The organism is Psychrobacter fozii (assembly GCF_003217155.1).
GTDB lineage: Bacteria > Pseudomonadota > Gammaproteobacteria > Pseudomonadales > Moraxellaceae > Psychrobacter > Psychrobacter fozii.
In genome coordinates, this window is record NZ_QJSU01000003.1 from 199,604 (window position 1) to 221,377 (window position 21,774).

At 43.1% G+C, this 21,774-nt stretch carries 17 protein-coding genes; 8 read left to right on the top strand and 9 right to left on the bottom strand.

The genetic code is table 11. The annotated features are described in order from the left end of the window. Positions 1 to 313 precede the first annotated feature (313 nt). Positions 314 to 1,510, top strand: a complete 1,197-nt coding sequence (locus DFP82_RS05430; protein ID WP_110922714.1) for a globin domain-containing protein — start codon at positions 314 to 316, stop codon at positions 1,508 to 1,510. 128 nt (positions 1,511 to 1,638) lie between these two features. Here the strand turns inward: DFP82_RS05430 and DFP82_RS05435 are convergent, their stop codons facing one another. The 6 genes from DFP82_RS05435 to DFP82_RS05465 all read right to left on the bottom strand — a co-directional run bounded on the left by DFP82_RS05435 (position 1,639) and on the right by DFP82_RS05465 (position 9,449). Continuing rightward, positions 1,639 to 2,454, bottom strand: a complete 816-nt coding sequence (locus DFP82_RS05435; RefSeq protein ID WP_110922715.1) for a phosphodiester glycosidase family protein — start codon at positions 2,452 to 2,454, stop codon at positions 1,639 to 1,641. Positions 2,455 to 2,526: 72 nt separating this feature from the next. Continuing rightward, positions 2,527 to 4,341, bottom strand: coding sequence for an FMN-binding glutamate synthase family protein (locus DFP82_RS05440; RefSeq protein ID WP_110922716.1), 1,815 nt, complete (start codon positions 4,339 to 4,341; stop codon positions 2,527 to 2,529). 203 nt (positions 4,342 to 4,544) lie between these two features. Then, the gene (gene rtcA, locus DFP82_RS05445; protein WP_110922717.1) at positions 4,545 to 5,669 is read right to left on the bottom strand and encodes an RNA 3'-terminal phosphate cyclase; all 1,125 of its coding nucleotides are present in this window, start codon (positions 5,667 to 5,669) and stop codon (positions 4,545 to 4,547) included. 185 nt (positions 5,670 to 5,854) lie between these two features. Further along, positions 5,855 to 6,079, bottom strand: a complete 225-nt coding sequence (locus DFP82_RS05450; RefSeq protein WP_110922718.1) for a hypothetical protein — start codon at positions 6,077 to 6,079, stop codon at positions 5,855 to 5,857. A 204-nt stretch (positions 6,080 to 6,283) separates the two neighbouring features. Continuing rightward, positions 6,284 to 8,041, bottom strand: coding sequence for a DUF4209 domain-containing protein (locus tag DFP82_RS05460; RefSeq protein WP_110922720.1), 1,758 nt, complete (start codon positions 8,039 to 8,041; stop codon positions 6,284 to 6,286). A 175-nt stretch (positions 8,042 to 8,216) separates the two neighbouring features. After that, on the bottom strand, positions 8,217 to 9,449 hold the full coding sequence (locus DFP82_RS05465; protein WP_110922721.1) for an RtcB family protein: 1,233 nt from the start codon (positions 9,447 to 9,449) through the stop codon (positions 8,217 to 8,219). Positions 9,450 to 9,736: 287 nt separating this feature from the next. Between DFP82_RS05465 and rtcR the strand changes: the two genes are divergently transcribed. Both rtcR and DFP82_RS14805 read left to right on the top strand, forming a co-directional pair. Beyond that, the gene (rtcR, locus tag DFP82_RS05470) at positions 9,737 to 11,446 is read left to right on the top strand and encodes an RNA repair transcriptional activator RtcR (protein WP_110922722.1); all 1,710 of its coding nucleotides are present in this window, start codon (positions 9,737 to 9,739) and stop codon (positions 11,444 to 11,446) included. Positions 11,447 to 11,492: 46 nt separating this feature from the next. Beyond that, positions 11,493 to 12,485: a Hint domain-containing protein gene (locus DFP82_RS14805; protein WP_110922723.1), complete on the top strand. Its 993-nt coding sequence runs from the start codon at positions 11,493 to 11,495 to the stop codon at positions 12,483 to 12,485. A 75-nt stretch (positions 12,486 to 12,560) separates the two neighbouring features. Here the strand turns inward: DFP82_RS14805 and DFP82_RS05480 are convergent, their stop codons facing one another. Continuing rightward, positions 12,561 to 13,388 carry an IclR family transcriptional regulator gene (locus DFP82_RS05480; protein WP_110922724.1) on the bottom strand — a complete coding sequence of 276 codons (828 nt, stop codon included), beginning with the start codon at positions 13,386 to 13,388 and terminating at the stop codon, positions 12,561 to 12,563. Between the two features lie 176 nt (positions 13,389 to 13,564). Between DFP82_RS05480 and DFP82_RS05485 the strand changes: the two genes are divergently transcribed. From DFP82_RS05485 to DFP82_RS05495, 3 genes are all read left to right on the top strand, one after another. After that, a complete protein-coding gene (locus DFP82_RS05485; protein WP_110922725.1) occupies positions 13,565 to 14,749 on the top strand; it encodes an acyl-CoA dehydrogenase in 1,185 nt (394 codons plus the stop codon). A gap of 188 nt (positions 14,750 to 14,937) precedes the next feature. Beyond that, complete coding sequence (locus tag DFP82_RS05490) at positions 14,938 to 16,146, top strand: CaiB/BaiF CoA transferase family protein (protein ID WP_110922726.1); 1,209 nt, start codon at positions 14,938 to 14,940, stop codon at positions 16,144 to 16,146. A gap of 196 nt (positions 16,147 to 16,342) precedes the next feature. After that, positions 16,343 to 17,413: a histone deacetylase family protein gene (locus DFP82_RS05495; RefSeq protein WP_110922727.1), complete on the top strand. Its 1,071-nt coding sequence runs from the start codon at positions 16,343 to 16,345 to the stop codon at positions 17,411 to 17,413. 95 nt (positions 17,414 to 17,508) lie between these two features. Here the strand turns inward: DFP82_RS05495 and DFP82_RS05500 are convergent, their stop codons facing one another. Continuing rightward, complete coding sequence (locus tag DFP82_RS05500; protein WP_110922728.1) at positions 17,509 to 18,273, bottom strand: IclR family transcriptional regulator; 765 nt, start codon at positions 18,271 to 18,273, stop codon at positions 17,509 to 17,511. Between the two features lie 217 nt (positions 18,274 to 18,490). Between DFP82_RS05500 and DFP82_RS05505 the strand changes: the two genes are divergently transcribed. Together DFP82_RS05505 and gabT are read left to right on the top strand one after the other, a co-directional pair. Beyond that, complete coding sequence (locus DFP82_RS05505) at positions 18,491 to 19,990, top strand: NAD-dependent succinate-semialdehyde dehydrogenase (protein WP_245905656.1); 1,500 nt, start codon at positions 18,491 to 18,493, stop codon at positions 19,988 to 19,990. Between the two features lie 212 nt (positions 19,991 to 20,202). Further along, positions 20,203 to 21,477 (top strand): 4-aminobutyrate--2-oxoglutarate transaminase, encoded by a 1,275-nt coding sequence (gene gabT, locus DFP82_RS05510; RefSeq protein WP_110922730.1) that lies wholly within the window; start codon positions 20,203 to 20,205, stop codon positions 21,475 to 21,477. A gap of 73 nt (positions 21,478 to 21,550) precedes the next feature. Here gabT and DFP82_RS14865 read toward each other — a convergent pair whose 3' ends face one another. Continuing rightward, on the bottom strand, positions 21,551 to 21,682 hold the full coding sequence (locus tag DFP82_RS14865) for a hypothetical protein (protein WP_281269543.1): 132 nt from the start codon (positions 21,680 to 21,682) through the stop codon (positions 21,551 to 21,553). Positions 21,683 to 21,774 lie beyond the last annotated feature (92 nt).

The window sequence follows — 21,774 nt, forward strand, 5'->3', positions numbered from 1 at the left end:
GTCTCGTTTAGTCTACTACTTGTAGTACTTTCACTCGCCTTCCATGTATCCAAATTATATTGAATCGACTATCACTTATAAAATCTATTAGTTCTGATTGAAGCCTTATGAAAGCAGCCGTTATGACGAAATAATGGCTGCTTTTTTTGTTTAAAAATAAGCAATATGACAATTCGGCATTGGTATACTCAGTAAAACATGATAACATTCATTTCAAATGAATCTTATAAGTGTTCTTATTTAAGATATTTACTTAAAGATTCTTATCTCCTGTTTTTTAATATATCAATTCGACCACACACTGAGAAACAACATGGCCTCACCAAAGACTTTAGAAATCGTCACAGCAACCGTTCCTGTACTTGAAGAACATGGCGTTGCGATTACCACCGTATTCTATAGAAACATGTTTAATGAGCATCCTGAGCTGTTAGATATTTTTAATGAGACCAATCAAAAACTAGGACGTCAACAGACCGCTCTAGCTACAACAGTATTAGCCGCTGCCAAGCATTTGGACAAATTGGCCACGCTATTGCCACAAGTGACCCAGATTAGTCATAAACATAGAGCGTTACAGATTTTGCCTGAGCATTATCCTATCGTCGGTAAGCACTTGATCGGTGCGATAAAAGAAGTGCTAGGAGAGGCAGCCACTGACGACATCATTACCGCTTGGACAGAAGCTTATGATGAGATCGCATCGGTATTTATTCAGATTGAACATGGCATGTATAAAGAGGCGATGTGGCAAGGATTTGCGCCTTTTAAAGTGACCGAAAAGGTAGCGGCTGCTACGGATATCGCAGCCTTTACAGTAGTGCCAGTGAACGATAATGAAGACAGTAATCAAGATATTGACCTGAGTAAACTGAAGTTAACCGCTGGTCAATATATTACGGTGAAAACAGATCCAGCAGACAGCGATCATATTGCGCTGCGTCATTATTCTTTATACTCTGCCAGTACCGAGACAGGCATTCAGTTCGCTGTTCGACGTGACAACCGCAATGAGCATCATGGCTTGGTCTCTAACTATATGCACGACCAATTAGAAGTGGGTGACACGGTTTTATTATCGGCTCCAGCTGGTGACTTCGCGCTTAATCAAAATTTGGTACAGCAGAATGAGATTCCGTTGGTATTGATGAGTGCCGGTGTGGGGGTAACACCTGTGCTGTCTATGCTAGAGGCACAAGTACTGGCCAATCCGAAACGACCTATTGTTTGGGTTTATGCGTGCCAAAATGCCACACATCATGCTTTTTCTGCTCAGGTAAATGAACTACTTGAACAGGCTGAGCGCGTAGAAAAGCATATTTTTTACTTTGAGTCTGGGCAGCTATTAGATGCTGCATGGCTTGAAACATTGCCTAAGCCTGCCGATATCTATGTATGTGGATCAATGCCATTTATGGAAAGTATGATTGATGGGTTAGTGGGATTAGATCATGGTGTCGATAGTGTCCATTATGAACCGTTTGGCCCTAAAATGAGCTTGGGTGGTTAGTTTTTAGCGATTGTTAACCATTAATTATTACCAATAACAAAAAAAGCACTTGGATGACAACGTCATTTCAAGTGCTTTTTATTGAACGCAATATGAGATAGATATTAACATTGAAATATAGATGCGTATTACTCTTTATTTTCAACCACACCAATCATGACGCCCATCTCTTTTTTATCATGCTTATCAATGCTAGGCGCATATAGTGCCGATGCAATTCCACCATCTAAAAACAGTGCATTTGGGCAGCTTAAATTGTTTTTAAATAGGGATGCAAACTGATAAAACGTGACGGGTTCATCACTATTCACAAACTGTATGCTGCCATCACTACAAACGCCTGCACCATTACGAATCTTAAGTGAGGTGCTATCAGGTTTGAATTGTGGATGTATCTCGTTATTGATGACGAGCATGGGGCCTGATTGGGTCGCATACCAAGGCTGTGCTTTGCCCTCTGCAAGCAACTCATTTAAGGCATTACTTTCTGTAATCTGTACCTTCCCAGACTTATCCCACCACATGACCCCATTGGGTAGCAGGTGAAAATTACCGCCGCCTTCGTTGAGGTTTAATGCACGAACTTCTTTACCTTCAATGATGGTGTAGCCAATCGGTGCATAGTCTTTATTGTACATACCCGCATTCATGGCAAAGCTAAGCGCTTGATTGCTTGGTAATGTCGACATCAAATTATCAAAAGTTAGCAAGGGTTGCGCACTCTCATACTGTTGCCAAAACAACTTTAATGAGTAACGGCCATCAATCAATGCTTCTGCTTTAATACGACAGGCACTATAAGAAAAAGGGGCATCCTGAGACTGGCAAGACCAGTTTTCTGTGTCGCTATGAGTGGCAGTAGTATCTATTGGTTGGCAAGCGCTGATACTAAATGAGAGCAGGGCGACTGTGCATAAAGGTAAAGTATGAGAAAAACTTGGCATTAATTATGTGTCTTTTGTCATAAGGAAAGAGATATCAGTGGTCATGGCTCACCGATGATGAATCGCTAATGCTTACTCACTGCTAGGGGGGAAGTCGCGAAAGGTATTATTGACATTACCCATCATGATACCAGTAGTATTATTGTTTGCTTGATCGTTTGTTGCTTGATCGCCTGCTTTTAAAGTTGGCGCTTGCGTTTGTTTGCCTGTATCACGCGAGTCCTTATTGTAGGCAATCAATGCATCATTATCGGCAAGGAAGCTATCCGCTGTCGACATCACCCACATCTGATTGAACACGTCTGCACGGGCACTTTGATCAAGTAATGCACCTCTATCGGTGAAATAAAAGAACTTCGACAGCAGTTTTATCTGTCCATCTTCTAAACGACGCGCAATATGGTAAGGCTGTAGTTGGCTTGGATGCTGTAAACCGACTGCACCAACGATACTGGCAAGTGATTTTAGCGTATTCTTATGGAAGCTTGCGACACGCTCGGCTTTGCTTGGGACATCAAGCGCTTTTTGGCGATATGGATCTTGGGTAGCGACACCTGTTGGGCAAGTGTTGGTATGACATGAGCGAGATTGAATACAACCGACCGCAAACATAAAGCCACGTGCTGAGTTACACCAGTCTGCACCCAAAGCGATCATACGAGCGATATCAAAACCAGAGACGATTTTGCCGCTCACACCCAGTCGCACTTTGTCACGAATACCTGCGCCGACTAAAGTGTTATGAACCAGTAAAAACCCATCAACCATCGGCATGCCGACATTATCCATAAACTCGACAGGTGCGGCACCAGTACCACCTTCAGCACCATCAATGACGATAAAATCAGGATAGTTATCCATCTCAATCATAGCTTTGACAATCGCCATAAACTGCCAAGGCTGACCAATACAAAGTTTGAAGCCAACAGGTTTGCCACCAGATAATTCACGTAACTGCTGCCAAAACGCCACGAGTTCGCGCGGGGTACTAAAAGCGGTATGTGAAGAGGGTGAAATGCAATCTTGACCAAGTGGTACTTGACGCGTATCAGCAATCTCTTGGGTGATTTTCTCCGCTGGTAGCACGCCGCCTTTACCCGGCTTAGCGCCTTGCGATAGCTTTATCTCGATCATTTTGACTTGCGGATCAACGGCTTTTTCAGCAAAAGACTGTGCATCAAAATCGCCATTGGCATCGCGGCAACCGAAATAACCTGTACCCAGCTCCCAAATCAAATCGCCACCGAACTTGCGATGATGAGGGCTGATCGCACCTTCGCCCGTATCATGCGTAAACCCGCCAATTTTTGCGCCTTGATTGAGTGCCATAACAGCATTGGCAGACAAGCTACCAAAGCTCATTGCTGAGATATTAAACACCGACATCTCATGCGGCTGCTGACAACGTTCACCACCAACCATGATTTTAAAGTCTTTATTCTCTAGAGGTTGGCTAACCGCTGATTGCAAAAACCACTCTTTGCCATGCGCATATAGGTCATCTAGCGTACCAAAGGCATTGGTATCACTCACGTTTTTGGCGCGCTGATAAACGAGCGCGCGCTGCTGGCGTGAAAACGGTACTTGCTCTTTGTCATCCTCTAACAAATACTGACGAATCTCAGGACGAAAGTCCTCCAATACATAGCGGATATGACCTGCAACCGGATAGTTACTCAGTATGGCGTGCTTGGTTTGAAGCAAGTCATAAATGCCCAGAGCAACCCCAAATCCACCAATGAGAATTAGCCACCAATTGAATAGCAACAGCCCTGCTAAAAACAGAAGGACAGCTGCGGCAAAGGTGCTGTAGCGTAGCAATACACCCGTCAAATAAGGCAAGTTACTTTTAGGCTCAGGATTTAAGTTGGTACGAGATTGGGGCATAGCGAGGCTCGGCTGTAAAACAGGAAAATTAAAAAGCGCGATAATTATTTATGATAGATAAAACAGTATGTCTCAAGCATCAATACTTATGATATCGAGAGCAAATAATATTTATCTTAACTTATAATTAACGCGCATATTGTACGGTTATGATATCACGGCTTAGGGGTAATTGAGTAAGGTATGATTGTGCCATGACTTTCTCAACAAATCACTCGCACCAAAGTTTTCTGCTCATCAACCGCTTCAAACTTAATGTCAACGGGCAAAAACTGCTTAATCAGCCATGCTTGAGTTTCCGTGTGTTGGCTGATGATTCGTGCCGTAAATTCGCCACCACCAGATAAAGCTAATGGCAATAGCAACTGGTCTGTTAAGTACTCATCAACCAGCGCATCGGTTTTGAATAGATAGCGTTTGACTAAACCTGCTAAGCGATAGCCCATCTTTTCCGCTGACGTACGCTTTTCACCCAGTAGTGTAAATATTTCGTGATGCAGATGATCGCCACATTCATGAGTAACCTGCGCATAGCAAGTATTGCCTTCACCGATACCGTCTAGCTTATTAGCTCTAGTAGTAATAAGTGAGGCATCCACTCCGCTTTCAAGCAGTACGGATTTAGCGCTGGCAAGTTCACGTTTGCCAATGTCATATTCTAAATTTAGGACACTGGCTACTAATGCGATATTTGACAGCGCTCCACGTTCGGTTAGGTGTAGTGGCTTGGCATCAGCACGGCGCATAAACGGTGTAATGGTTGCTTTAATCACGCCGCCACCGATGGGCGCAAAGCCTGCTTGCACACATTCAATATTCACTTGCATGCCCAATTTCGCCAATGCAGGCACAAATGCGTGTTGCAAAAAGTCCGTGGTTGGCGCTAGAGGATTGTGCGTACCGCCTTTTATACTCAATGTTGAGTGGACACTTTGATCTGTATTGGCAAAAAGCATGGCAGGGAGTAGCGTTTGTAGCACGAGACTGGTACTACCAGCCGAACCAATATCAAAATGATAATCACCTGATCGAATCGCACTCGGCGCAAAGCGAAACGATGAGCTGCCTAACGCTGCACCTGTCACGGTGGCATTTGATATCTGTTGTGACGCTTGTACGCACATCAAGTGTTGACGCATTAGCCCAGGTTTGGCTCGCCCAGCACGGATATTGGTCATTTCTATGGGTATGCCTGTTAGCATCGATAATGAGAGAGCGGTACGAATGATTTGTCCGCCACCTTCGCCTGTGCTGCCGTCTATTTTTAGGGTTGCGCTCTTGGTGCTCGCAGTATGGGCACTGGCAGTACTGGCGCTTTGGTTGGACATAAAGCTCATTGGTACACTCTCAAAGTTTAATTTTTCGTAAAGCGGGATGTGATTATTTTATCGTGCGTGCTTAAGTTGCTATCAATTACTATCAATTAAAAGGGCCTAAAAAATACGGTATGACGCATATTTTTTAGGCCCTGTTCATCTATCAACTATCAAGGTTTAGCTTTAGATATCAACGCTTAGCCGTTGAATTTCTTCGCTATTAGATCTTTGATAAACGCCACAACAGCAGCGCTGTGCTCAGAGTTTTTGATCTCATCTAATAGCTCAGCTTTTGACATGCTTTGGTATCTCTGTATGTCTTCGCTGCTGATGTTTTTTGCGCTGTCGATCAAGCCTGATAGGCCATTTTCATCGTTATCACCGCCTGTTACAGCGCCTAACATATCGTTCATGTTCATCATGGGTATTGCCTCGTATAAAAGTAATTATCAAATGTCTCAATGTGAAAATCGTTATAAAACTGCGCCGTGGTCACATACCATGCACACTTTAGTTTACCGTATCTATATTCGTTTAGGGGTATTAAAGTCGCTCATGCAAATGATTTGCGCCAACTTGTTTGCATATCGCTACGGATCAGTAGAGCTTTGGCTAGTTTCATTCTACTAAATCTGATGTGCTATATTGTTTTCAATTGATTTTATAATCATTCGTAAGGTTAGAAACCAAGCATAAACACTTCCTGATGTAACTGCATGTGCGTCATCTAGTAATCCATGGGCAATATTATTGCGTAAATTAAACCCCTTAGAGTCTGTAAATAGAGTCTTAATTTCAAAATATAGATTTTCACCTAGCAAGCTAATTAGCTCTGGAGAATTCATTAATGTACTTAAACCATTTTCAGTTTCAATACCATTTGCAGGATCGATGTAGGTTGTTTTAACGCCTGAATTTTTTAGAATCATTCTAATCATATGTTCAAACTGAGGACATAGTACATGCGTTGAAGTATAGTAATCTTTCTGAAACCCTGCATATAAAGCATGACCCATTAACTTCTGACGATTAAGTGGAACAATAGGAGCTTGCTTACATAAGTCTTCTAGGTAATCACGTGTAAATACATGTTCTGAATTAATTTGATCCAGTGCGGGTAAAACTTGACTTTCTACAGTCAAGTTGATTCTAGTCATTAATAACTTAATAGCATGGTCGTTTTTGCACTCTTCTATACTGTTAGGGTCATTTATATCAATGCCTTTATTTATTGCTATAGTACGACCATCAACGGGTGAAACTGCTCTACTACCTCCAAGAAAATCTATTACACTAGGGTGGTACTGTTCTCTCATTCCCTGATAGTCTGGTTCATCAACTATATTTATAAACCTTTTCAAGGCTTCTGATAAATTAGTAGTACCAGTGACACGACTAATTGCTTGTTCAGTAAATTCAGAAACATCAATTCCAGTTTCGGTCATTTGCATAGAGTTTAGTCCAGACAGGTTTGCATCATTAATTTTTTGTCTTATTCTATTAATGCTTACTTCAGTTTTTAAGTTTTCACGAAATGGTTGTTCTACACCCTGAAAAGCATTAAGGGCTTTTTTATAAAAATCACAAGCTGCTAGACCACTATCTAGCATTCTATTATCAGCATGTACCTCAAGATAAAGCCCTTTTTCATTGTTAGCTTCGGACTTACTTTGTTTTTTCTTAGACTTATGATATGAATCAATCACAAAATCTAAATAATCGATAGCTTGTGTCATTTTCACGTGAGACTCAGTTTTTTTAGACTCCGCTATTTGCTGCATCTTTTTAGCAAGTATATATTCTTCATTCTTATTCAAACCTGAATCGAGAATAACTCTAGCAATACCAAGTTTGAAGTATCTTTCATCGGTACTATTATCTATTTCTAATAGTAAATAAGTATAAAGCTCATTAATTTTAACCTTTTGATTTGTTCCTAGAGCAAGTATTGTTGCTCTTCTAAAGCAGGCTAAAATATCTTGGCTAGCAAAATTTTGATTTAAATCCATAGATGTTGCTGAATCAATAACCTGATGGACGTATGTAATATTTCTATGTTCATGGCATAACCAAAGTACATCAGCAACTCTATTTTTCAGCAGTGGTTCATGAATATCGTCTATTATATCTGTAAGCCATTCTACTTTATCTGCTACGATATTTTGAATGTCTCCATAAGGAGATACTTTATTATTTGCATCAAAATCTAAATGACAAAGCTGTGCTAATAGGTTGAATATTTTTGCTTGGCTTTCTTCACTATTATTTGTAGATTCTTTAGCTAAAGCTAAAAGGTGTTCAGTTAGTGAATAATATCCGTAGTATTCACCTTCCGCTATTTCATAGTTCCAATTTTCTTTTTTTAACTTTTCTTGAATATTCATCAAAATTAATCCTTTATTATAAAAGTGGTATTTCAGAGAGACTAGTTAGATGGTAACTTCTAATAACTGACTAGTTGCGCCTCTCATTATAATTTTTAATTATTGGTAGCTCATTAAAGCATATCTTGATTCTTGCGAAGCTAAAAAGGTCTCCCAGACCTTTTATTAACGCTTCTCACCCTTTAACACAAACCACCTGACGCAAGGTATGTACTACTTCTACTAAATCACTTTGCGCTTGCATCACGTCATCAATATTTTTATAAGCCGCTGGAATCTCATCAATCACATCCGCGTCCTTTCGGCATTCTACACCCGCAGTCTGCGCAATTTGATCGGCGACCGTAAATACCTTTTTCGCCTCGGTACGTGACATGATACGACCTGCACCATGCGAGCAAGAGCAAAACGATTCTTCGTTCCCTTTACCGCGCACGATGAATGATTTGGCACCCATTGACCCCGGAATGATCCCGTATTCACCAACGCGGGCACGTACCGCACCTTTGCGGGTCACAAATATTTCTTCGCCGTAATGTTGCTCTTTTTCCACATAGTTATGATGACAGTTCACCGCTTTTACGGCTGCATCAAACGGCTTAGGTATGATTTGGCGTAGGGCTTTGATTGCTTTTTCCATCATGATTTCACGGTTTTTAAAGGCAAAACGCTGCGCCCAACCAACGGCAAACCAATAATCATCAAAGTGCTCTGTACCCTCGGCAAAGTAGGCCAAATCTTTATCTGGCAAATTGATAAACCACTTGCGCATGTCCTCACGTGCCAGCTCAATAAAGTAGCGACCGATGGCATTACCCACACCGCGTGAGCCTGAGTGCAGCATGATCCAAACTTGATTGGTTTCATCAAGGCACACTTCGACGAAATGGTTACCCGTACCCAGCGTACCCAAATGGTTAAGGTTATTGGTATTTTTAAGTTTAGGGTGCTTTTGGGTTATATAGTTAAAGTCATCAACCAGCGTTCCCCAACCGTTCATGACGGTGTCGTCAGGGTTTGCCCATGCACCCACATCGCGGCGTGACCCACGACCACGCGTTTTACTACGACCATGTGGAATGGCTTTTTCAAGCTCCGTACGCAGACCGAGCAAGCTATCTGGCAAATCGTTTGCGGTTAGGGTAGTTTGTACGGCCATCATTCCGCAACCGATATCGACGCCAACGGCAGCCGGAATAATCGCTTCTTTGGTTGGTAATACCGTACCGATAGTCGCGCCAATACCGACATGCACATCAGGCATCACCGCAAGCCATTTATATACAAACGGCATTTTTGAGGCTTTGATCAATTGGTCGTGTGCTTTTGGATCGACAGGCACGCCCTTGGTCCAAAGTCTGATCGGCGTTCCACCATCTTGCATGATGTTATGAGTGGTTGGTTGCATGGTGTGTTCCTTAGCGTTGCAAAGTGTGTTTATTACGAAAGATAATTCTTACTTTATATAATGCTAAGGGCGTGCCAAGTTTTAATGAATTTTAATATTATTTTTTAAGTATTTGATATTATTGATTTAAAATATTTAATTTTCCCCATTAAAAAAATAGGGTCATAAAAATTTATTTATAAAATATTCTATTAGTATAGTATTTATTCTATATATCGATATTTTTATCTTATAACGCTCATACTAAATTTTCGTACATGCACCAATATTCTGGATGATTGAACTTTATGTCTAACAAAACAGCCGTCATCGGCTTCCTTGGCACTACCTTAGATAATGGCTTTAATGATAAACGTTGGCAACGTTGGCGTCCAACCGTCAGTTTGGGTCTGCATGATGAGCTGCTCGTCGATGAGCTGCATATCTTGTATAGCAAGCGTGATAAGCGGCTGTTTAAAATAATTAAGAATGACGTGGCACAAGTCAGCCCTAATACTAACGTGATTGGTCATCATGTGGCATTGATTAGTCCGTGGGATTTTGCCGACGTTTATGCTGAGCTGTATGACTTTGCCGCAGGGTTTGATTTTCAGGAGAATACTGATTACTTGCTGCATCTGACCACGGGTACGCACGTGGCGCAGATTTGCTGGTTTTTATTGGTAGAGGCGGGATTTATCCCAGCTGATTTGATTCAGACCTCGCCTTGCCCAAGACCTGACCAAGCCGATCCGCAAGGGCGCTATCAAGTGATTGATTTGGACGTCTCGCGCTATGATGGCTTGCGTGAACGCTTTGAAGCAGAAAAACAGCAACATTGGCAAACCTTGCAAGCCAATCTAGTCACCCAAAATGCCGCTTATCAAAAGCTCATCTCCGATATCGAAAAAGTCGCCACCCGATCAACTGCACCCATACTACTGATGGGAGCAACAGGGGCGGGCAAGTCGCAACTGGCAGGGCAAATCTACGCGCTCAAAAAAGCCAAAGCCAGCAGCATGCAAGGCAAAAACACGCTTGAACAATTCATCGAGGTCAACTGCGCCACGCTGCGTGGTGACACCGCCATGAGTGTGCTGTTTGGTCATGTCAAAGGTGCATTTACGGGCGCTGCGACGAGTCGAGATGGGCTACTAAAATCAGCGGATGGTGGATTATTATTCTTAGATGAGATTGGCGAGTTGGGGCTGGATGAGCAAGCGATGCTATTGACCGCACTGGAGGAGCAGCGCTTTTATCCGCTCGGTAGTGATACGCCGATTAGCGTGTCGTTTCAGCTGATGGCAGGCACCAATAAAGACTTGCGGCAAGCGGTCGCTAATGGCGAGTTTCGAGCGGATTTGTTTGCGCGTCTCAATACGTGGACGTTTTTTCTGCCATCACTCAAAGATAGGTTAGAAGATTTACCTGCTAATATCGACTATGAGCTAGCGCGCTTGGGTAGCGCGCAGCAGCAGCAATATCGATTTACCCCAGAAGCAAGGCAGATGTATGAAGCTTTTGCGATGAGTGCGGATGCGACATGGCAAGGCAACTTCCGTGATTTGACCGCCAGTATGATTCGCCTGACCACGCTGGCTGAAAGTAAGGTGATCAGGAAAGTAGACGTACAAGCGGAGATTGAACGCTTAACGCATCTTTGGGAATTGCTTGACAGTTCAAACGGCTCTAATAGCTTAAACAGCGGTAATGTTAGGACTAAAAATAGCCTAAGCAATAACAGCTCTGATTCCGTTTTAAATAGTGAAATCGTTGAGCAGGGTAGCCATCATATTTTACGCCAATATCTCGATGAAGACATGCTGGCGACTATTGATCCATTTGATGTAGTGCAACTGGCGTATGTGATTGAGGTTTGTATCAATCATAAAAACCAAGCGGCGGCGGGGCGCTATCTGTATGCCAACTCACGCGATAAGCTAAAAAGCCCGAACGATAGCGATAGACTGCGTAAGTATCTGATGAAGTTTGGGCTGCGGTTTGATGAGCTAAGTTAACATTATGCATGATGATTAAATAATAGTTTTTAAAAAAGGAAATTCGATGAACAACACAGGATTTGTCGCAGGTACATTGGTACATACGGATAAAGGGTTAGTACCGATTCAAGATATTAAAGTTGGCGACTTAATTTTATCAAAGCCTGTACTCTCTAAACCTGAAAGTGGCATTGGTGACATAGAATATAAGCCTGTCATAAGTACGTTTACATCCCCGAAAAAGGAAAGAATCTTTAAAGTTGAATACTTCAACGAAACGGTAGCCGAGCAAGGTGAGAAGGGTAGGAACTATATTTTATGTACCAGTAACCACCCATTTTGGGTCACTCGCCAGCCTGAAGATACGGAAGGTGAATGGTTATCGGCGGAGCGTTTGCCAGCTGGATATCTAACCTCTGCTCATGGCGATACGATTGCACTAGATGATTATTCGTTTCTTCCTGTACGTACCTTGCCCAATTTTTCTGAAGGCTGTGCTTATGCTCAAAGTATCGAAGAGCATGATATGTGGGAAACAGATGGCCTGATTCAGTTTGTGAAATTCGCCGATAATGATTACCAGTTTGTTAGTTTAGCTAGTACAGAGGAAGGATTTAGAGAAGTTATAAAGACAGTCAATCTACAGACTTCAGATGCTAAGTTGGTTATTAATGAAAAGGCACCCTTTATTATAGACCCTGAGCTTTATAAAACATTGAATGTGAGGTTTAGTCAAGATAAAGATCCTGCTACACACACAATTGGTAAGTTTATAAAAGAAATGTATTCACCTTTAATTTTTGATGGAAGGGTAGTCAAAGATAACAGTATTGGTGATGAAAAGTTATTTGAAAAGGCCCTAGCTAACATTGAAAGATATGGTGATGCAACAGGATTATTAGAGAGTAGTATTCACGAGCAGATGCGACGCTATAACGATATCTGCCCTAACCCTTATGAGGATCATGTCTATAATATGGAAGTGGCAGACCATCATACGTATTTTGTCGGGCATGATGCGGTGTGGGTGTTGGATGCTAAAGAGCCAGCCAATTAACCAGCTTTTTAGTCTATATCAATAAAAAAGCATTATGACTGGCTAAAAGGCTTATATCTTCATCATGTCACTGTTTTAAACGCCACCACCAATTCGCTCCGCCAATGCCTGCAATTTTGGCACTATCATCGCCGCATAATCATCTGCTTGCCAGTTGGCACTTGGCACACTGGCATTGAGTGAGTAGGTATATTGTCCAGTCGCAACATCAAACACACCAATGGCTACCGCCAATATGTCAGTAGAAAACTCCCCATCTGACACGGTATAGCCGTATTTTTCATAATGCTCTGCCGCATTGGCTAGGGCAGTTTGCGCGTGGTTATAATCCGCTATAGATAAATGCTCTTTTAGATTGCTACTGATCACAGTCTGTCTCGCTTGTGAGCTTACCGCATAAAAAGCGCGTCCAATAGCAGTATGTGCGACGGGTACAGCTGAGCCAACTTGTAAGTTAACTGATAGGCGAGCAGGGCTACGACAACAAGCGTGATAGCGCATCTCTCCTTCGACTTCGGTCGCCAGATTCACTGATACTTCATTCTCACTAGCGAACTGTCGCAGTAATGGCTCAGCCGCTGCGACCATATCGTGGCGACTCCACGCGGTCGCACTTAGACGTACAGCGCTACTGCCCAATTGATACTGTCCGTGTTCAGTGACACGTAAAAAACCAAGCGTGGTTAAGGTATGGATAAGGCGAGTAATGGTCGCTTTTGGTAGCGCTGTCATCTGACACAATTGCTGATGGGTGAGTCTATCATCATGTTCAAATGCTGCGAGTAAAGACAACCCGCGACCCAGTGCTGTAACGAACTGTCGATCATTATCTTCCTTGCTTTGTTCAATCGTGGTCGTCATTCGTTCCAATAGCGGAGTAGCTGTTGATAAGAGTTTCGTCATTTTATACTCATCTTTTTGGGATAAAGGTTTACAGAGTGGCTAAATTTTGCTTAAATGGTTTTAAATTATGAAACTAAGTTTCGCACAGCGGAATTATGAAGTCAATAGCCTATTAATCTAAACCCTTTATTAATCACTATTCGTCGGTCAGGATGACTGATATCAAGGAGCTCCACATGGCAACATCTACTCGTCCAAGTTTTGATTGGGAAGACCCATTTTTATTACGTGACCAGCTCACTGATGAAGAACGTATGGTGACAGACAGTGCCCGCCAGTTTTTTCAAAATGAGCTCATGCCAGGCATTTTAGAGGCCAATCGTCACGAGAATTTTGACCGTAATATCATGCGTCAAATGGGTGAGATGGGTCTGCTTGGTGTGACGATCGAAGGTTATGGCTGTGCTGGTTTATCGAGCGTTGCCTATGGTCTGATTGCCAAGGAAGTGGAAGCCGTTGATTCGGGTTACCGTTCAGCGATGAGCGTACAGTCAAGCCTAGTGATGCATCCTATTTGGGCGTACGGTACTGAAGAGCAGAGAGAGCGTTATTTGCCTAAGCTGGCATCGGGTGAGTATGTTGGCTGCTTTGGTTTGACTGAGCCAGACTCTGGGTCAGATCCTTCATCGATGTCGACACGTGCGCGTGCTGTGGATGGCGGTTATGAGCTGACGGGCAATAAAATGTGGATTACCAACAGTCCTATCGCTGATGTGTTTGTCGTTTGGGCAAAAGACGATGCTGGTGAGATTCGTGGTTTTGTTTTAGATAAAGGCATGAAAGGCTTGTCTGCGCCGAAAATCGAAGGCAAATTTTCACTACGTGCATCAGTCACGGGTGAGATCGTCATGGACAAAGTATTCGTTCCTGAAGCCAATGCTTTCCCAGATATCCGTGGTCTAAAGGGACCATTTGGCTGCTTAAATAAAGCCCGCTATGGTATCGCATGGGGTTCGATGGGAGCAGCAGAATTTTGCTGGAAAGCTGCTCGTCAATACACGTTAGATCGTAAGCAGTTTGGTCGTCCGCTCGCGGCAACGCAGCTCGTGCAGTTGAAGCTTGCCAATATGCAGACAGAAATTACTTTAGGTCTACAAGCCGCGCTACGTGTGGGTCGTCTGATGGACGAAGACAATGCCGCACCTGAGATGATTTCACTTATTAAACGTAATAACTGCGGTAAAGCACTGGATATCGCACGTATTTCTCGTGACATGCATGGCGGTAATGGTATCTCTGATGAGTTCCATGTTATCCGTCACGTCATGAACTTAGAGGCTGTTAATACTTATGAAGGGACACATGATATCCATGCGCTTATCTTAGGTCGTGCGCAGACAGGTATTCAAGCGTTCTTTTAAGCGTTTTTAGCTAATAGTTTTTGGTACAACTGTATTTTATGACGTACGTTACTGCTTAGCTTTTTATCAAAAGAGCATTAACAGTAGCGTACGTTTTTCAGTTGTTCTTCATGATTTAACGGTTAAATAGCTAAATCATGAAGAACAATTTTATGATTGAAAAATACGCAACACAATAAGGGAATATTATGACTGATATGGCTAAAATGCCAGAGGGCGCATTGCATGGTATCAAGGTGCTTGATTTGTCGAGAGTGCTGGCTGGCCCTTCTTGTACTCAAGTACTTGCTGATCTTGGTGCCGAAGTCATCAAGGTTGAGCGTCCTCATATCGGTGATGAAACGCGTCATTGGGCACCGCCAACATTCAGCGATGACACCTCCGCTTATTACGCTACTATTAACCGCAATAAAAAATCGCTGACAGTTGATATCACTACGCCAACAGGGCAGACAATCATTAAGCAGCTAATCGCTGAGAGTGATATTTTGGTTGAGAACTTCAAAGTCGGTGGTCTGAAAAAATACGGCTTAGATTATGACAGTCTAAAACAAGACAATCCACGACTGATTTATGCGTCATTGACAGGGTTCGGGCAGACAGGTCCTGACGCCAAGCGCCCCGGTTATGACTATATTATCCAAGGGCTTTCAGGTCTGATGAGTATCACGGGCCCTAGTGATGGCGAACCGCACAAAGTTGGCGTCGCAGTGGTCGATTTGTTTGCAGGTTTACAGCTGACGATTGGTATTCAGGCGGCACTGCTGGCGCGTCAAAATACTGGTGTTGGACAACACGTCGATGTGGCGTTGCTCGACAGTGCGCTTGCCATGCTGGCCAATGTCGGTATGAATCATTTGGCATCAGACAAAGTGCCACCCAGACTGGGCAATCAGCACCCCAATATCGTACCTTATCAAGTGTTTGCAGGTCAGGGCGAGCAGCATTTTATTTTAGCCTGTGGTAATGACAGTCAGTTTGCCAAACTGTGTGACGTACTCGCAGTTGATTGGTATACCGATGAGCGTTTTACGACCAATCCACAACGCGTTGCCAATCGAGGATTGTTGTGCAGCGATCTGACTAAGCATTTTGCCAAGCAACCTCGCACCTATTGGCTAGAGGTTTTAGATCAAGCAGGCATTCCATGCGGTGCGATTCATAACGTGGCTGAGGCCTTGGCCATGCCGCAAGCTCAAGCCCGTGAGATGATCGTTAATTTCACCGAGCAAGGCAGTCCAGTCAGAGCACTTGGCAATCCTATTAAGTTGTCTGCATCACCGGTCACTTACCGTACGCCACCACCGCAGTTGAGCGAGCATACTGACAGTACGTTGGTAAATTTAGGCTATGATAAGGCTACGATAGCCAAGCTAAAAGCCGATGGGATTGTTTAGTCATTCTAAGTGTCTATTTTTAACAATAAAATGGCAAAAAATAGTCTTGCCTCCTTCTGTTAGTATTGGCGCAGTTTTAGTTATTAGCAGTGTTTATTTGTGAATGTTCAACACGCTTTAATATCAGTAATGCCAAACACTGAAAATAAAATAGAATGTCTCAAACATGATGGTGTCCAACAAAGGAGTGTTAAATATGAAGATCTATAGTCATGAAAATTTAAGTCTGCATAGACCGCTGCCATATTTTTCTTATGGAAAGATGCATGAGCCGTTAGAGATACCAGAACGTATGGTTGAGTTTTTGAAAGCGCCAGCAGCATTGGGCTTAGAGGTGACGACTGCTATCGATGTTGGCATCACGCCAATATTAGCGGTACATGATTTTGGTTATGTTGAGTTTCTTAAGCATGGCTATGATGAATGGATGGCAGTAGAGGAAGACTTGGGTGCGCAGGTGCAAACAGGGATTTTTGTACCTTATGACAATCCTGGTATTGGAATTATGGCAAAAGCAGCTAAGTATCAAGCAGATGATAGTGCGCCAATCAGTGAGCACTCTTGGACCTCTATCTATTGGTCGGCACAGACTGCGCTCAATGCAGCTGAAGCACTGTTAAATGATGAGAAGCCAGAGACAGAGCGTGCCGACAGTCATATACAGCTTTGCTTTTCACGGCCGCCTGGTCATCATGCTCGAAAAAGTGCTGCGGGTGGATTTTGTTATCTGAATAACGCCGCCATCATCGCTGAACATCTACGCCAGAAATATAAAAAAATCGCCATTATCGATACCGACATGCACCACGGACAGGGTATCCAAGAAATATTCTACGACCGTAAAGACGTGCTATATACATCGGTACATGGCGACCCCGTTAACTTCTATCCCGCAGTGACAGGGCACGCGTTTGAAAAAGGTGTAGGCGAAGGTGAGGGTTACAACATCAATTTCCCAATGCCACATGGCACCGATGAAGCGGGATTTTTTGAGTATGTTGATAAGTCCATCGAGGCAGTGACACTATTTGACCCTGATATTATCGTTCATGTTTTGGGGTTTGATGTTTATGAAAATGACCCAGAAGCGAGATGCGCCGTGAGTACGGAAGGCTTCAAGGTGTTGGCACAAAAGATGAAAGCACTAAATAAGCCATTGATTGTCTTAGTCGAGGGTGGTTATTACATTCAAAAGCTCAATGACAATTTGCAAGCATTTTTATCGGGGCTTATCTCAGAAGACAACAGTAATAGCCAGCTGACATAATCAATCTAACTTAAAGCTCAGTAGAGTTAGAATTAAAGTAAATCGATAGCAGGGTTTGTCTGTCGTAACAGACCCTGCATCTATACTTTTATACTTTATGAATGAGTAATCAACCCCAAACGCTGTTCAATTTGCTCAGCCAATTCAATCAATACCGCACTCACTTCCTCACGTCTAATCTCATACTCTCCCTGCAAAAAACTTACCGCCATACCAGCAATTGCAATACCTGATGCATTACGAATGTATGTGCCCAAGCAATACATGCCGTCACGTAGCTGTCCATCGTCCAGTGAGATACGACTCTCATGAATATCGTTAAGTTCAGTAGCCAAGCAGTCAAAGTTATCGACTCCATTTTGAGTGATTGGCGTAGGAAATACCCCTTCGTACAATGAATGAATAGCATCCATCGTCAAGGTGGATAGCATGGCTTTGCCCGTGGCAGAAAACACCGCAGGTACACGCACACCTGCACGGAAAGTAAAGCCGAGCGGGGCGGGTGATTCATGGCACGCCAAAAATACCACTTCTCCCAAGTCCAGTTTTGACAACGTCACAGTATGCTGCAGCAGCACAGGATATTGCATAATAAGGTCTTTAAATAACTGAATGACCCCTTGCTGCTGCTCGTACTTGCCCGCCCAGTACATTAGATATGAGCCCAGATGAAAACGACTATCAGCATCTTTATAAATAACGTGTTTGCTTAATAGGCTTTGCAAAATATTGTGGGTAGAGCTGCGAGGCAGTTCAAGCTGCTTAGCAATATGAGCAGCAGTCAGTGGTTGAGGGCTGTCAGTAATTAAATCTAAAATCTGAAACGTTTTGTCCAAGGCTGGAACGGCAGTTGTGCTCATAAAGTAACCAAAAAGTGAAGTGAGGGAAACATAATTAGGATAATAGCAAAAATTTCAATTAAAAAAGGAATAAGGGTTGCAAAGTGTCTCGTATCATTCCTATAATGATGTCTCACATATGGAATTGTTGTACAGTATATTGAACAATAAGTCGTTTATCAATAACTGTTTTACTCCTCTATCAAGTGGTCATCTTATTAAGAGTTATAAATTGGCAATGAGCTTGCCGACAAGGAGCATTACTATGACAAAGCCCACATCAAATATAAAATTATCCAATTCAGATTTGCTTAAACAACAGTGTCTAACCAAAGACGGTTGGCATGGTTCTAGCGATGCCGCGACCCTCGATGTAACCAACCCTTTTAATGATGAACTCATTGGCACAGTGCCAAGCCTCACCACCGAAGACGTCAATGACGCTGTTGCCTATTCTCATGAAGCGCAAATTGTTTGGGCAGCCAAGACTGCAAAAGAGCGTTCAGAGCTATTGCAAAAATGGGCAGACCTCATCGACGCCAATAAAGAAGATCTCGCTATCATCATGACGGCCGAGCAAGGTAAGCCCTTAACTGAATCACGCGGCGAAATTGGTTATGCCAATAGCTTCATTCGTTGGTTTGCAGAAGAAGGTAAGCGTGTCTATGGCGACGTAATTCCTGCCAATAGCACACAGCTACGTCACGTCGTGCTCAAACAGCCAGTCGGTGTTTGCGCTGCTATTACGCCTTGGAACTTTCCAGCAGCGATGATTACCCGTAAAGCCGCCCCTGCATTGGCAGCTGGCTGTACGATTATTATCAAACCTGCGACTGAAACGCCATTTTCTGCATTGGCACTGGGTGCATTAGCAGAAGAAGCGGGTATTCCAGCAGGTGTTATACAGGTAGTGACTGGAAAATCTTCGGTGATTGGTGAAATCCTAACGGGTGATGCACGTATTCATAAGCTGTCATTTACAGGTTCTACGGAAGTGGGTCGTACGTTGATGGCTCAGTGTGCACCAACCATCAAAAAACTGTCGTTAGAGCTAGGTGGTAATGCCCCGTTTATCGTCTTTGATGATGCAGATCTTGAAAAAGCAGCGACAGGTCTTATCGCGTCTAAATATCGTAATGCTGGTCAGACTTGTGTTTGCGCTAACCGTGTCTATGTCCAAGACAGTATCAAAGATGAGTTTTTAGACATATTTGTCAAAAAAGTCGCCGAGCTAAACGTCGGTAACGGTATGGATGAAGGCGTCGATATCGGTCCTCTCATCAATAAAAAAGCCCTAGATAAAGTACAAGCGCTACTCAAAGATGCATTAGATAAAGGTGCAAAGCTTATCACTGGTGGTAGCACTAACAGTGCCTCAGAGCTGGCATACAATCCGACCGTTATTACGGATATCAGTAGTGATATGGATATCGCTTCTGAAGAAATTTTTGGCCCTATCGCTACCATCTTTACCTTCAAAGATGAAGCAGAAGTTATTCGTGCTGCTAACGATACTATCTATGGCTTAGCGGCTTATTTCTACAGTAGTGATTATGCTCGCTCATGGCGTGTGACGGAAGGCTTGGAGTACGGAATCATCGGTCATAACACTGGTCTGATTTCTACAGAAGTAGCACCGTTTGGTGGTGTGAAGCAATCAGGCTTTGGTCGTGAAGGCTCAAAATACGGTATCGAAGATTACGTAGTAACCAAGTACTGGTGTTCTGACGTTAGCTAATATAGTCATTCCACTATATTGAATCGATTATATAACGATCGCTAAAACGTAATACCCATTTTAATGGTAGCCATTGTGATGGTACTAATGATATGAGTACCAATTGCAATGACATCGATAGTAATAATATTGATAGTAATAATATTGATAGTAATAATATTGATAGTAATGAATTTAATACAACCAACACCACATGAAAAAAGGACATTCTGATGACCACGAACACCCAAACCACTAACGAAGCATTACTTGCCCGCCGTAAAGCTGTTTTACCTACCGGCCTTGGTATCGCGTTTCCTATCTTTGCCGAAAGAGCAAAAAACTCAGAGATTTGGGACGTTGAAGGCAATCGTTATATTGATTTTATTGGTGGTATCTCGGTATTAAATACTGGTCATAGTCATCCAAAGATTACCCAACGTGTGCATGAGCAAGTCGACAAATTCACGCACACTGCTGCACAAATTGTTAGTTATGAAAGTTATGTCGATCTTGCAGAAAAACTGTGTGAAAAAGCACCTATCAGTGGTCCAACCAAAGCATTGTTTTTGACCACTGGTGCTGAAGCCGTCGAAAACTGCATCAAGATCGCTCGTGCGAAAACCCGTCGCCCAGGCATCATCTCTTTCGTTGGTGGCTGGCATGGTCGCACCATGATGTGCATGAGCCTAACTGGTAAAGTATTGCCGTACAAAAAGAACTTTGGCCCAATGCCTGGTCCTGTCTTCCATGCATTGTTCCCTGCCGAAGAGTTAAACATCACAGAAGCACAGGCACTGCATAGCCTTGATATGATTTTCCAAGCCGACATCGATCCAAGCGAAGTAGCGGCAATGATTATTGAGCCTATTCAAGGCGAGGGTGGTTTCCATCAAGTAACACCATCATTTGCCAAAGCATTACGTGAGATTTGTGATGAGCATGGCATTGTCTTGATTTTTGATGAAGTCCAGTGTGGCTTTGCCAGAACGGGTACTTTGTTTGCAGGCGAGCAGTTAGGTGTGGAGCCAGACTTGATGACCACGGCTAAGAGTTTGGCTGGTGGCTATCCTGTATCAGCAGTTATTGGTCGTGCCGACATTATGGATGCACCGCAAGTAGGTGGTTTGGGTGGTACGTATTCTGGTAGCCCGATTGCGTTGGCGGCAGCATTGGCTGTCATAGAAGTGATTGAAGAAGAAAACTTGCTTGAGCGTAGTGTCGTGATTGGCGATACCATTGCCGAATTTTTAAAAGGCTTAAATCTAAGCAGTATTGGTCATATTCGTTATAAAGGTGCCATGCTAGCATTTGATTTGGTTGATAGCGAAGGCAAGCCAGACGCTGCTGCCACTGCTAATCTTAAACAGAAATCTTTTGAGCAAGGCTTGCTACTAGCGTCTTGCGGTATGTATGGCAATGCGATCCGCGTAATGGTGCCATTGACAGTTGAAGATGAAATCCTACAAGAAGGCCTTGATATCATTGGTGGTATATTAACTGCTTAATTTGAACAGCAATGTTTTAAAGGCAGTTATTTAAAAGCAATGGTAAGCCTGTCCTGAGAGTAATTAAGAGTACTTACTCTGAGTGATTGAATGAATAACGGCGCCTTGCATGACAAGCCGCCGTTATTTTTTTGAGCGGGCTTTTATTATGACCGAAATACAAGGTCAATACAGGGAATGAATAAAGCGATTTAACCCCATTCATAGGTGTGCCCTATGAGAGGGTAAGTACGGAAAATAACGATAATGGGCTATGCCCGAACACACTAAAGCCAGTTTAGCTTTGACGGGTTAATC